The organism is Betaproteobacteria bacterium, from assembly GCA_016791345.1.
Classification (GTDB): Bacteria; Pseudomonadota; Gammaproteobacteria; order Burkholderiales; family JAEUMW01; genus JAEUMW01.
The window spans coordinates 26,380-38,975 of record JAEUMW010000258.1; the positions used below are offsets into that span (position 1 = coordinate 26,380).

13 protein-coding genes are annotated in these 12,596 nt (G+C 63.3%); all 13 read left to right on the forward strand.

Annotated elements, in window-relative coordinates:
- Nucleotides 1-70 precede the first annotated feature (70 nt).
- Nucleotides 71-826: a 30S ribosomal protein S2 gene (rpsB, locus tag JNK68_10280; GenBank protein MBL8540744.1), complete on the forward strand. Its 756-nt coding sequence runs from the start codon at nucleotides 71-73 to the stop codon at nucleotides 824-826.
- A 66-nt stretch (nucleotides 827-892) separates the two neighbouring features.
- Complete coding sequence (locus JNK68_10285) at nucleotides 893-1,771, forward strand: elongation factor Ts (GenBank protein ID MBL8540745.1); 879 nt, start codon at nucleotides 893-895, stop codon at nucleotides 1,769-1,771.
- Between the two features lie 26 nt (nucleotides 1,772-1,797).
- Nucleotides 1,798-2,538, forward strand: a complete 741-nt coding sequence (locus JNK68_10290) for a UMP kinase (protein ID MBL8540746.1) — start codon at nucleotides 1,798-1,800, stop codon at nucleotides 2,536-2,538.
- 25 nt (nucleotides 2,539-2,563) lie between these two features.
- Entirely contained in the window at nucleotides 2,564-3,121 is a 558-nt protein-coding gene (frr, locus tag JNK68_10295; protein ID MBL8540747.1) for a ribosome recycling factor, read from the forward strand.
- A gap of 2 nt (nucleotides 3,122-3,123) precedes the next feature.
- On the forward strand, nucleotides 3,124-3,912 hold the full coding sequence (gene uppS, locus JNK68_10300; protein MBL8540748.1) for a di-trans,poly-cis-decaprenylcistransferase: 789 nt from the start codon (nucleotides 3,124-3,126) through the stop codon (nucleotides 3,910-3,912).
- Nucleotides 3,913-3,943: 31 nt separating this feature from the next.
- Entirely contained in the window at nucleotides 3,944-4,750 is an 807-nt protein-coding gene (locus JNK68_10305; protein ID MBL8540749.1) for a phosphatidate cytidylyltransferase, read from the forward strand.
- A 6-nt stretch (nucleotides 4,751-4,756) separates the two neighbouring features.
- Nucleotides 4,757-5,944, forward strand: coding sequence for a 1-deoxy-D-xylulose-5-phosphate reductoisomerase (locus JNK68_10310; GenBank protein ID MBL8540750.1), 1,188 nt, complete (start codon nucleotides 4,757-4,759; stop codon nucleotides 5,942-5,944).
- A gap of 40 nt (nucleotides 5,945-5,984) precedes the next feature.
- A complete protein-coding gene (rseP, locus tag JNK68_10315; protein MBL8540751.1) occupies nucleotides 5,985-7,352 on the forward strand; it encodes an RIP metalloprotease RseP in 1,368 nt (455 codons plus the stop codon).
- Between the two features lie 6 nt (nucleotides 7,353-7,358).
- Nucleotides 7,359-9,632, forward strand: coding sequence for an outer membrane protein assembly factor BamA (bamA, locus tag JNK68_10320; protein ID MBL8540752.1), 2,274 nt, complete (start codon nucleotides 7,359-7,361; stop codon nucleotides 9,630-9,632).
- Between the two features lie 45 nt (nucleotides 9,633-9,677).
- Nucleotides 9,678-10,178 (forward strand): OmpH family outer membrane protein, encoded by a 501-nt coding sequence (locus JNK68_10325; GenBank protein ID MBL8540753.1) that lies wholly within the window; start codon nucleotides 9,678-9,680, stop codon nucleotides 10,176-10,178.
- Nucleotides 10,179-10,239: 61 nt separating this feature from the next.
- A complete protein-coding gene (gene lpxD / locus JNK68_10330; protein MBL8540754.1) occupies nucleotides 10,240-11,268 on the forward strand; it encodes a UDP-3-O-(3-hydroxymyristoyl)glucosamine N-acyltransferase in 1,029 nt (342 codons plus the stop codon).
- 5 nt (nucleotides 11,269-11,273) lie between these two features.
- A complete protein-coding gene (gene fabZ, locus JNK68_10335) occupies nucleotides 11,274-11,711 on the forward strand; it encodes a 3-hydroxyacyl-ACP dehydratase FabZ (protein MBL8540755.1) in 438 nt (145 codons plus the stop codon).
- Complete coding sequence (gene lpxA, locus JNK68_10340; GenBank protein MBL8540756.1) at nucleotides 11,708-12,478, forward strand: acyl-ACP--UDP-N-acetylglucosamine O-acyltransferase; 771 nt, start codon at nucleotides 11,708-11,710, stop codon at nucleotides 12,476-12,478. The genes fabZ and lpxA overlap by 4 nt, the downstream gene beginning before the upstream one ends.
- The last annotated feature ends 118 nt before the right edge of the window (nucleotides 12,479-12,596 follow it).

A 12,596-nucleotide genomic window follows, 5' to 3' on the forward strand; every position in this document is an offset into this window, starting at 1 on the left:
GCTGGCGGATGCCATCATCGGCCGGCCGTGCAGGTGGCGGATCAACCCTTAGCAGACGGAGTCATCGAACGTGTCAGTCACCATGCGCCAGATGTTGGAGGCGGGGGTCCATTTTGGACATCAAACCCGCTATTGGAATCCGAAGATGGCCCCTTTCATCTTCGGCCAGCGCAACCGGATCCACATCATCAATCTCGAGTCGTCGCTGGCGATGTACCTGGACGCGCTCAAGTACGTGCGCCAGCTCGCCTCCAACAAGGGAACCATTCTTTTCGTCGGCACCAAGCGCCAGGCGCGCGAGATCGTGCGCGAGGAGGCGAGCCGCTGCGGTTCGCCCTATGTCGATCAGCGCTGGCTCGGTGGCATGCTCACCAATTTCAAGACGGTGAAGCAGTCCATCAAGCGCCTGCGCGAGATGGAAGCCACCATCGCCGATGGCTCGGTCGAGCGCATGTCGAAGAAGGAAGCGCTTTTCTTCCAGCGCGAACTCGACAAGCTGCTGAAGAGCATGGGCGGGATCAAGGACATGGACGGTCTGCCCGATGCCGTCTTCATCATCGATGTCGGCTACCAGAAGGGCGCGGTGCAGGAAGCGAAGAAACTCGGTATCCCGGTGATCGGCGTCGTCGACACGAACAATTCGATCGAGGGTGTCAATTACGTCATTCCCGGCAATGATGATTCGAGCGGCGCCATCCGGCTGTATGCCCGCGGCGTGGCGGACGCGATCCTGGAAGGGCGCAGCCAGATCATCCGCGAAATCGTGAGCGACGAGTTCGTCGAGCTGGAGGAAGGCGGCGACGAGGGTGTTCCCGCGCCGCAGTAGCGTTTGTCGGGTGTCGTCGAACAGCACGCGTGCGGGCACGACGCTCGCCGCAACGGAGATCGGGTAATGGCGGAAATCACCGCATCGATGGTGAAGGAACTGCGCGAGGCGACCGGCCTCGGCATGATGGAATGCAAGAAAGCCCTGGCGGAAACCGGCGGCGACATGAAGGCGGCGGCCGATCTGCTCAGGATCAAGAGCGGCGCAAAGGCGAGCAAGGCAGCCGGACGCACCGCCGCCGAGGGCGTGGTCAGCGCGTGGATCGCACAGGACGGGAAGGTCGGCGCGCTGCTGGAAGTCAACTGCGAAACGGATTTCGTATCGCGCAACGAGGACTTTGCCGATTTCTCGCGCAAGCTCGCGCGCCTGGTCGGCGAGCGGAATCCAGCGGACGTCGCTGCGCTGTCCAGCCTGGAACTCGACGGGGTGAGCGTCGAAGCGGCACGCCAGGCGCTGGTGCAGAAGATCGGCGAGAACATCAGCGTGCGACGCTTCGCCCGCTTTGCCACGAACGACACGCTCGCCTTTTACCTGCACGGCACCCGCATCGGTGTGCTGGTGGATTACACGGGTGGCGACGAGCAGTTGGGCAAGGATATTGCAATGCACATCGCCGCCAGCAAGCCGCTGTCCGTCGCGAAAGACGAGATCCCGGTCGACGTGCTCGCGAAGGAACGCGAGATCTACACGGCGCAGGCAGCCGAAAGCGGCAAACCGGCGAACATCGTCGAGAAGATGGTGGAAGGCCGGATCGTCAAGTATCTCGCCGAAGTCACCCTGTTGGGGCAACCATTCGTGAAGGATCCCGACCTCACCGTCGAAAAACTCCTCGCGTCCAAGCGTGCACGCGTCAACCGCTTCGCGCTGTTCGTGGTGGGTGAGGGCATCGAGAAGAAGTCGGCAGACTTCGCGCAGGAAGTTATGGCCGCCGCGGCGATGAAATAGCGTCTCGCCCCGCGTGCCGACGAAAGATGAGTCACCTCGCACCCGCTGCCGCTGAAGCCCCGGCTTATCGCCGCGTGCTGCTCAAGCTGAGCGGCGAAGCGCTGATGGGGGACGATCGCTACGGCATCAACCGGGAAACCCTCGAGCGCATCGTGTCGGAAGTGGCCGATGTCGTGCGCATGGGCGTCGAAGTTGCAGTGGTGATCGGGGGCGGTAACATCTTCCGCGGGGTTGCCCCGGCCGCAGCGGGGATGGACCGGGCGACAGCAGACTACATCGGCATGCTGGCGACGGTGATGAATGCGCTTGCACTGCAGGATGCGATGCGCCGGATCGGGCTCGCGAGCCGTGTCCAGTCCGCACTCACCATCGAGCAGGTGGCGGAACCGTACATTCGCGGCAAGGCCATGCGCTATCTCGAGGAAGGAAAGGTCGTGATCTTTGCCGCCGGAACCGGCAACCCCTTCTTCACGACGGATACCGCTGCGGCGTTGCGCGGCATGGAAATGAACGCCGAACTCGTGATCAAGGCCACCAAGGTCGATGGCGTCTATACCGACGACCCCAAGCGCAATCCGGAGGCAAAGCTCTATCAGCGGCTCACCTTCGACGAGGCCATCGTCCGCAACCTGAAGGTGATGGATGCCACCGCCCTGACGTTGTGCCGTGATCAGCGTCTGCCGATCAACGTGTTCAACATCTTCAAGCCGGCTGCATTCAAGCGCGTCATCCTCGGGCTCGACGAGGGCACGATGGTGCACTGCTGAGCCGCCCCCTGCGAGGCCCGACTCGATGATCGCCGACGTCAAGAAGAATGCTGAGCACAAGATGAGCCGCACGCTGGAAACACTCAAGGCCGATCTCGCCAAGGTGCGCACCGGACGTGCGCACACCGGGCTGCTCGATCACATCACCGTCGACTATTACGGAACCCCCACGCCTATCAACCAGGTTGCCAACGTCACCCTGGTCGATGCCCGCACGATCGGTGTCGCGCCGTGGGAGAAGAAGATGGCCTCGGCGATCGAGAAGGCGATCCGCGATTCCGATCTCGGGCTCAACCCGGCGACGGTGGGTGAACTGGTGCGCGTGCCGATGCCGGCGCTCACCGAGGAGCGTCGGCGCGATCTGATCAAGGTCGTTCGCCACGAGGCCGAGAATGCACGCGTGGCCGTGCGCAATGTGCGGCGCGACGCGATCGCGCATCTGAAGGATCTCTTGAAGAGCAAGAGCATTTCCGAGGACGACGAGCGCCGCGCCCAGGAAGACATCCAGAAACTGACAGACCGCTTTATCGCCGAGGTCGACAAGACTTTGCAGGTAAAGGAGTCCGATCTGATGGCGGTGTGAGCGTGAACAGGCATATCAGTTCTACCCTTTCCATTCCCCAGGTCGGCGCGGTACCGCGTCACATTGCCGTCATCATGGACGGCAACGGGCGTTGGGCGAAGAATCGCTTCCTCCCCAGAGTGGCGGGTCACAAGCGGGGTGTGGAATCGGTGCGCGCAACCGTCAAGGGCTGCGTCGAGTTCGGCGTGCAATACCTCACCCTGTTCGCGTTCAGCAGCGAGAACTGGCGTCGGCCGGAGAAAGAGGTGTCGGTCCTGATGCAACTCTTCGTGCGGACGCTCGAAAGCGAAGTGGAAAGGTTGCACGAAAACGGCATCCGCTTTCGCGTGATCGGCGATCTCACGCCCTTCGAACCGCGGTTGCGCCAGCTCATTGCAGCGGCAGAGCAGCTTACCGCGGCCAACGAGCGCTTGACGCTCACCGTTGCAGCGAATTACGGCGGCCGCTGGGACATCCTTCAGGCCACGCGGCGCATGCTCGCAGCGCGGCCGGAACTCGCCGATGGCAGTTTCAGCGAGGCTGACCTCACCGCCTATCTCTCGATGAGCTACGCTCCCGAGCCGGATCTTTTCATACGCACCGGGGGCGAGAAGCGGATCAGCAACTTCCTCGTCTGGCAGTTGGCTTACAGCGAGCTGTACTTCACCGACACCCTGTGGCCCGACTTCGACCGCAATGCGCTCGCGCGTGCGATCGAGTCGTATGGAACCCGTGAGCGCCGTTTCGGGCGCACCAGCGAGCAGTTGCAAACCGCCGTCGAGGTTCCGCTCACGGTCGCCAAGCTCGGGTAGTCGCGGTTTCTTCGCAGCAGGCTCACGCAGCATGCTGAAGCAGCGCATCGCCACCGCGGCGGCGCTGCTCGCGCTCTTTGTCGCCGCTGATTTCTACCTTTCCACATCCGCCTGGGGATTGCTGTTGCTGATCCCGCTTGCGCTGGGGGCGTGGGAGTGGGCTTCTCTGGCGAGGCTTTCCAGACCGGGCCACATGGCGTTCGCCGGCGCGGTGGTCGGCAGCAGCCTGGGCCTGCTTTTCACCGGGCCCGCCGTCGGCACGGACGCCATCTCCGTCGGATTGCTGGCCCTGACGGTGGCCTTCTGGGGGATGATCGTCCCGCTCTGGCTGTACCGGGGATGGCATCCAACGTCACCCGCGACGCTTGCGGTCGTGGGCTGGCTGGTGCTGGTGCCAGGCTGGTACGGCGCCGTCGTCCTGCATCGCGATCCCCTACTACTGCTCTGCCTGCTGGCGGTGGTCTGGGTTGCAGATACCGCGGCGTACTTCGCCGGACGACGTTTCGGGCGCCACAAGCTCGCGCCCTCGATCAGCCCCGGCAAGACCTGGGAGGGCGTAGGCGGAGCACTGGTGGGCGTGTTACTGTACGCCTCGATTCTGGAGCGGGCGGCGATGGCCGGACTCCCCAGCGTGCGTATCGATGGCCTCTACCCGTTGGCTGTGGGCATGACGATTCTCGGCATACTGGGCGACCTTTTCGAGTCCTGGATCAAGCGGCAGGCAGGCGTCAAGGACAGCGGCACGCTCCTGCCGGGGCATGGCGGCGTCCTCGACCGGATCGACGCCCTGGCAGCCGCGGTTCCGTTTGCGGCCCTTTGGATCCTCCTCGATCGATAGAAACCGATGGCTGCAGTTCAATCCCTCACCATCCTCGGATCGACCGGCAGCATCGGCGCCAGCACGCTCGACGTGGTTGGGCGGCATCCGGACCGTTTCCGCGTGCTGGCGCTGTCCGCGAATACGCAATCCGACCGCCTCTTCGAGCAGTGCGTACGCTTTCAGCCTCGCTATGCCGTGGCCGTCGACGCTCGCGCGGCCGCCAGCTTGCGCGAGCGTTTGCGCAGCGCAGGGAGCGATACCGAGGTGCTGTCGGGCACCGCGGCGCTGGAGGAGATCGTACGGCTGCCCGAGGTGGACGTAGTGATGGCCGCCATCGTCGGGGCGGCGGGCCTCCGGGCGGGGCTGGCGGCGGCAGAAGCCGGCAAGAAGGTTCTGCTCGCCAACAAGGAAGCGCTGGTCATGGCCGGGCCGCTCTTCATCGATGCGGTGCGCCGCAACCGCGCCGTGCTGTTGCCGATCGACAGCGAGCACAACGCCATCTTCCAGGCGCTGCCGCGGCATTTCCGCGGCAATCTGGACGAGGTGGGCGTGCGTCGCATCGTACTGACCGCCTCCGGCGGGCCGTTCCGCGACGCCTCGCCCGAACTGCTCGCGGGCGTCACCCCGGCGCAGGCTTGTGCCCATCCGAACTGGAACATGGGGCGCAAGATCTCGGTCGATTCGGCGACGCTGATGAACAAGGGGCTCGAGGTCATCGAAGCGCACTGGCTCTTCGACGCGCCGCCCGAGCGCATCAAGGTCGTCGTGCATCCGCAGAGTGTGATCCACTCCATGGTCGAATACGTCGATGGGTCGGTCCTCGCGCAGCTCGGCAACCCGGACATGCGCACACCGATTGCACACGCGCTGGCCTTCCCCGATCGTATCGACGCCGGTGTTGCGGCGCTCGACCTGGTCGAAGTCGGCGCGCTTACCTTCGAAGCGCCGGATCCGGCGCGCTTCCCGTGCCTGCGGCTTGCATACGATGCGCTGCGCGCGGGCGGTACCGCCCCGGCGATCCTCAACGCGGCCAATGAGATCGCAGTGGCGGCGTTTCTCGACAACCGGCTGCGCTTCGTCGAGATTCCGCACATCATCGAAACCGTGATGCAGCGGGTTGCGAGCACGCCCGCCGCGTCGATCGAGGACGTGCTCGCCGCCGACTGCCACGCCCGGGATGCGGCGTCGGCCCTGTTGCGGGCTGCTGCGTGACCCGCTCACGCCTACTGCCCATCCCGATTGGAGGTGAACCGTGAATCTGATGATCACGATCGTCGCGTTTCTTGTCGCCCTCGGGCTGCTCATCGTCTTTCACGAGTACGGTCACTATCTGGCAGCGCGCTTCTTCGACGTGAAGGTGCTGCGCTTTTCGGTCGGTTTCGGGCGGCCCGTCGCGTCGCGCCGGCATGGCCCCGACCAGACGGAGTGGGCGCTCGGCGGCTTTCCCTTCGGCGGCTATGTGAAGATGCTGGACGAGCGCGAGGGGCCCGTCGCACCGGCCGAGATGCACCGCGCCTTCAACCGGCAACCGGTCCATCGTCGGTTCGTGATCGTCGCCGCGGGCCCGATTGCGAATTTCCTGCTCGCGATTCTTCTGTACTGGGGACTCTTCCTGAGCGGTGTTCCGGGCATGAAACCGGTGATCGGTTCACCGCTCCCGAATTCGCCTGCGGCAGCCGCGGGCTTCGAGCGGGGAGAGACGCTTTCGCGCATCGATGGGGTGCCGATGCAGACATGGCAGGACGCGCGCTGGGCGCTGCTCAAGGCCGGGGTCGAGCGCACCACGGTCAAGATCGAAGCGGTCGGGGCGGACGGTTACGTCGCCGTGCGTTCACTGGATCTGTCCGGGCTCGGGCCGGAGGACCTCGATGGTGAGTTCATCGACACGGTGGGTCTGACGCGATTCCAGCCCCAGCTGCCGCCGAAGATCGGGCAGGTGCTGTCAGGTCGGCCCGCAGAGCGCGCCGGGTTCAAGCCAGGCGATGAGATCATCGCCATCGACGGTATTGCGATCCGGCATTGGGAAGAGGTCGTACGCGCGGTGAGCGAAGCACCCGACGAGACGCTCGAGATCGAAGTGCGTCGCCCGAACGGTGTCGAGGACGTCGTCAAGGTGGTGCCCGATGCAGTCACCGAAAACGGCCGGCGCATAGGCCGCGTCGGCTTTGCTCCCCTCGTCGATCCCAAGACCATGGAGGACCTGCGAACCGAAGTCCGCTACGGCTTTTTCGAAGGTTTTACCCGGGCCGTCGCGCGCACCTGGGAGATGTCCGTCTTCAGCCTGCAGATGATGGGGAAGATGATCCTCGGCGATGTGTCGCTCAAGAATCTGAGCGGGCCGCTCACCATCGCCGACTATGCAGGGCAATCCGCGCAGATGGGCTGGGTGCCGTACTTGAGCTTTCTCGCGCTGGTGAGCGTCAGCCTCGGCGTGTTGAATCTGCTGCCGATCCCGTTATTGGACGGGGGTCACTTGATGTATTATATCGCCGAAATTATCAAGGGCAGGCCCGTTTCGGAACGAGCGCTGGAAATGGGGCAGCACGTTGGCATCGCCCTGTTGTTCACGCTGATGGCTTTCGCCATCTATAACGACATAACCCGCCTCCTGGGCGGCTGATTCGGGATGAAGCAACGCCTCCTCGCCGCTCTGCTGTTCTCGCTCTACGCATCCCGCGCCTTCTCCTTCGAACCCTTCGTCGTGCGGGACATTCGTGTCGAGGGAATTCAGCGGACCGAGGCGGGCACCGTGTTCAGCTATCTTCCGGTCAAGGTCGGCGAGACGATGACCGAAGAAACCGCCGCCGCTGCCATCCGCTCCCTGTATGCCACCGGGTTTTTCAAGGACGTCCGGCTGGAAGTGGAGGGCGATGTCCTCATCGTGATGGTCGAGGAAAGGCCGGCCATCGCGCAGATCGAGATCTCGGGCAACAAGGAGTTCGACAAGGAGGCGCTGAAGAAGGGGCTGAAGCAGATCGGCCTTTCGGAATCGCGCATCTACGATCGCGCGCTGCTCGAACGCGCGGAGCAGGAGCTCAAGCGCCAGTACATCAGCAAGGGCAAGTACGGCGTGAAGATCACGACCACCGTCACGCCGCTCGACCGCAACCGCGTGTCAATCACCTTCAACATCAACGAAGGTGACGTCGCCAAGATCCGCAACATCAACATCGTCGGCAACAAGGCCTTCCCCGAGAAGGAGCTTCTGAGTCAACTCAACCTGACCACGCCAGGATGGCTCACCTGGTTCACCAAGAACGATCAGTATTCGAAGCAGAAGCTCGCCGGAGACCTCGAGACGCTGCGCTCCTTCTATCTCAATCGCGGCTACCTCGAGTTCGACATCGAATCGACGCAGGTCTCGATCACCCCCGACAAGAAGGACATCTACATCACGATCAACATCTCCGAGGGGCCGCAGTTCCGCGTGTCGGACATCAAGCTCGCTGGCGATCTGATCGTGCCCGAGTCGGAGCTGCAGCCGCTCATCAAGCTCAAGCCAGGGGAGATCTTCTCGCGCGAGAAGCTCACCGAGTCGACCAAGGCGATCAGTGACCGGCTGGGCAACGATGGTTACGCCTTTGCGAACGTCAATGCGGCGCCCGAGGTGAACAAGGAAGCCGACACGGTCAGCTTCACGCTGTTCGTCGACCCGGGTCGGCGCGTCTACATTCGTCGCATCAACGTTGCCGGCAACACGCGTACGCGTGACGAGGTCATTCGCCGCGAGATGCGGCAGATGGAAGCAGGCTGGTACGACTCGCGCAAGATCCAGCGCTCCAAGCAGCGTGTCGACAAGCTCGGCTACTTCAGCGAGGTGAACGTCGAGACGCCGGCGGTGCAGGGCACCACCGACCAGGTGGACGTCAACATGACGGTGGTGGAGCGGCCGACCGGGAACGTGCTTTTCGGGGCCGGTTTCTCCAGCGCCGACAAGCTCATCCTGTCGGCTTCCGTCTCGCAGAACAACATCTTCGGTTCCGGCAATGCGCTGTCCCTGCAGGTGAACGGCGGCAAGGTGAACTCGATTGCGGCCCTGTCCTTCACCAATCCGTATTTCACCCAGGATGGCGTGAGCGCGGGTTTCGACGTCTACCGGCGGAAGACGAACACGTCCAACCTGAGCGGTGTGGCGCCGTACATCAATACCACGACCGGCGCCGGCGTGCGCTTCGGTTTTCCCCTTGCCGAGACCGATTTTCTGACCTTTGGCCTGGGCTTCGAGTACATCCAGATCGGGCTCTTCGACAACAGTCCACTGCGATTCCGGCAATTCGTGAACGAGTTCGGGGCCGACACCACATCGCTCAACTTGACCACCGGTTGGACGCGTGATCGACGCGACAGCGTCATCTGGCCAACCAGCGGGGGGCTCACGCGCGCGACCGGGGAGCTTGGGATCCCGCCGGCGGATCTCACCTATTACAAGGTTTCGCTCCAGCAGCAGTACTACTATCCGTTCACCGAGCGCTGGGTGGGTTTCGTCAACGCCGAGCTTGGGGTTGGCGGTGGATACGACGACAAGACCTTGCCATTCTTCAAGAACTTCTTCGTCGGCGGCGTGAGCTCGGTGCGCGGTTACCGCACGGGGACGATTGGTCCGAAGGACATCAATGGCGACGCACTGGGCGGCGAGAAGAAGTTCGTGCTCAACCTCGAACTGCTCTTTCCGCTGCCGGGCATGGGCAACGACAAGTCGATCCGCATGATCGCCTTCGCCGACGCGGGCACGGTGTCGAATTCCTGGGATCTGTACAACGAGATGCGTTATGCGACCGGCCTCGGCGTCAACTGGTATTCGCCCTTTGGCCCGCTCAAGGTCTACATCGCCAAGGCACTCAACCCGCAACCGACGGACAAGACGGAAATCTTCCAGTTCACCTTTGGCACTCAGTTCTGAGCGCCGTCGGGAGCTATCTATGTGGGAGTCGGAACAGGAGGCACTATGAGGCGGAGGCTCGTGGCGCTGGTCGCAGCGGCTTCCCTGCTTGGTCTGGGAAACGCGTACGCTGAGGAACTGCGCATCGGCATCGTTCGCACCGACCGCATCCTGCAGGAGTCGGCTCCCATGATCAAGGCGCAGAAGAAGCTCGAAAAGGAGTTCGCTTCGCGTGAGCAGGAACTGCAGAAGGTTGCGAAGCAGGCGCGCGACCTGCAGAGTCAGCTCGAAAAGGAAGGCGTGACGCTGCCCGAATCCGATCGCCGCGCCAAGGAGCAGGAGCTCAACCGCGTCAACCGCGACCTGCAACGCATGCAACGCGAGTTGCGCGAGGACTACAATCTGCGCCGTAACGAGGAATGGTCGGCCGTGCTGGAACGCGTGAACAAGGTGATCAACGCCATCGCGGAACAGGAGAAGTACGACCTTATCCTGCAGGATGCAGTGTACGTGAGCAAGCGCGTCGACATTACCGACAAGGTGCTGAAGGCGCTGGCTGACAAGTGACGCGGTGAAGCAGGAAGACTGCGTCCCGTCACGCAGCGAGTACAACGGAGGGGCATCGGTCGTGAAGCTCCGGGAGATCGTTGCACGCTTCGGCGGCGAGTTGCTCGGCGCGCCCGAGACTGAAGTCGCGCGCATCGTACCGCTGGAGAGGGCAGGCGAGGGTGATCTCGCGTTCGTAAGTTCGCCGAAGCAGGCGAAGCGACTCGATACGACAGCAGCAGGTGCGTTGATCGTCGGTCCGCAGCTGCGCGATGCGACGTCCCGACCGCGCATCGTATGTGCGAATCCCTATGCCTATTTCGCCCGCGTGAGCGCCGTCCTGCATCCTGCTCCAGCGCACGCAGCCGGTATCCATGTCGGCGCAGTCGTCGAGCAAGGTGCGGAAGTCGATCCGTCTGCGACCGTGGCGGCGGGCGCCTGGGTCGGCGCCGGGGCGCACATCGGTGCGCGGTCCGTAATCGAGTCCGGTGTCAGGGTCGGCGTGGCGGTCCGAATTGGGGAAGACTGTCATCTCCACCCGAACGCGGTCATCTATCACGGTTGCATACTCGGCGACCGGGTAGGGTTGCACAGCGGGGCGGTGATCGGAGCCGACGGCTTCGGGCTCGCTCCCGACGAGGGGCGCTGGATCAAGATTCCTCAGGTCGGGCGGGTGATCTTGGGCGACGATGTCGAAATCGGCGCCAACACCACCATCGATCGCGGTACGCTGGACGACACGGTGATCGAAGAGGGAGTTAAGATCGACAACCAGGTACAGATCGGCCACAACTGCCGGATCGGCGCCCACACCGCGATCGCTGCCTGTGCTGGAATTGCCGGCAGCACACGTATCGGGCGCAGTTGCCGCATCGCGGGCGCAGCGATGATCCAGGGACATATCGAGATCTGCGACGGTGTGACGGTTTCGGCCGCCACCGCAATCATGAAATCCATTCACGAGCCGGGCATCTACACCTCGATATACCCGTTCCAGGAGCATCGATCATGGATCAGGAACGCAGCGCACCTCCGCCACATGGACTCTCTGGCGGAGAAAATCAAGACGCTCGAGAAGCGTCTGCAAGAACTGGAAGGGCGACTCCCATGAACCAGATGGAAATCACAGAAGTCCTGCGTTATCTCCCGCACCGCTACCCCTTTCTGCTGGTCGATCGGGTCGTGTCGCTGGAACCAGGCAAGAACATCGTCGGGCTCAAGAACGTCACCATCAACGAGCCCTTCTTCCAGGGGCATTTCCCGCATCATCCGGTGATGCCGGGGGTGCTCATCATCGAGTCGCTGGCGCAGGCGGCTGCCATCCTCCAGTTCAAGAGCAGCGATACCCTGGCAGACGACAGCTATGCCTACTACTTCGTCGGCATCGATCGCGCACGCTTTCGCGCACCCGTCATGCCGGGCGACCAGCTCGTCCTCAATGTGGAGCTCGTGCGCTTCATGCGGGGCATCTGGAAATTCGCGGCGAGAGCAAAGGTCGGCGAAACGCTGGTTGCCGAGGCCGAGCTCATGTGTACCGTGCGCTCCCTCAAATGATCCATCCGACCGCCATCATTCACTCAGGCGCGCAGCTCGCGCCCGACGTGGAGGTCGGGCCGTACGCCGTGATCGGCGATGCGGTGGAGATCGGTGCCGGTACGTCGATCGGAGCGCATGCCGTCATCCAGGGACCGACCCGCATCGGTCGCAACAATCGCATCTTCCACTTCGTTTCCCTTGGCGAGGTTCCGCAGGACAAGAAGTATCGTGGTGAGCAGACCGCACTCGAGATCGGTGACGGCAACACCATCCGCGAGTTCTGCACGTTCAATCGGGGCACCGTGCAGGACGCAGGCGTTACTCGCATCGGCGACGACAACTGGATCATGGCCTACGTGCATCTCGCGCACGACTGCCAGGTCGGCAGCCATACCGTCTTCGCCAACAATTCGCAGCTGGCGGGTCACGTGCACGTCGGTGATTACGTGGTCCTTGGCGGGTTCACGGGCGTGCACCAGTATGTTCACATCGGTGCCCACGCCATCACGGGAGTGGGGACGGTCGTCCTGCAGGACATCCCACCCTTCGTGACCGCCGCCGGCAATACCGCCAAGCCGTACGGCATCAACTCCGAAGGCCTGAAGCGGCGTGGCTTCAGCGGCGAGACCATCGCGCAGATCAAGCGCGCCTACAAGAGTCTGTATCGTTCCGGGCTGTCGCTGCAGGAAGCCCGCCGTGACATCGCGTCGCAGCTTGCCCAATGCGCCGATCTCAAGCTCCTGGTCGATTTTCTCGATCAGTCGAGCCGCGCGATCATCCGCTAGGTTCCGTGGGCGACGGCGGGAAGCCCCTGCGCATCGGCATCGTCGCCGGAGAAGCATCCGGCGATCAGCTCGGCAGTCATCTCATGGAGGCGGTGCAGGCGCACTTCCCCGGCGCCAC

Excerpts from the sequence above, each read along its gene's own strand:
- JNK68_10310 (MBL8540750.1), top strand. The coding sequence starts at position 4,757 with ATGGCTGCAGTTCAATCCCTCACCATCCTCGGATCGACCGGCAGCATC.
- fabZ (MBL8540755.1), top strand. The coding sequence starts at position 11,274 with ATGGAAATCACAGAAGTCCTGCGTTATCTCCCGCACCGCTACCCCTTT.
- lpxA (MBL8540756.1), top strand. The coding sequence starts at position 11,708 with ATGATCCATCCGACCGCCATCATTCACTCAGGCGCGCAGCTCGCGCCC.
- frr (MBL8540747.1), top strand. The coding sequence starts at position 2,564 with ATGATCGCCGACGTCAAGAAGAATGCTGAGCACAAGATGAGCCGCACG.
- JNK68_10305 (MBL8540749.1), top strand. The coding sequence starts at position 3,944 with ATGCTGAAGCAGCGCATCGCCACCGCGGCGGCGCTGCTCGCGCTCTTT.
- JNK68_10290 (MBL8540746.1), top strand. The coding sequence starts at position 1,798 with ATGAGTCACCTCGCACCCGCTGCCGCTGAAGCCCCGGCTTATCGCCGC.
- JNK68_10285 (MBL8540745.1), top strand. The coding sequence starts at position 893 with ATGGCGGAAATCACCGCATCGATGGTGAAGGAACTGCGCGAGGCGACC.
- bamA (MBL8540752.1), top strand. The coding sequence starts at position 7,359 with ATGAAGCAACGCCTCCTCGCCGCTCTGCTGTTCTCGCTCTACGCATCC.
- JNK68_10325 (MBL8540753.1), top strand. The coding sequence starts at position 9,678 with ATGAGGCGGAGGCTCGTGGCGCTGGTCGCAGCGGCTTCCCTGCTTGGT.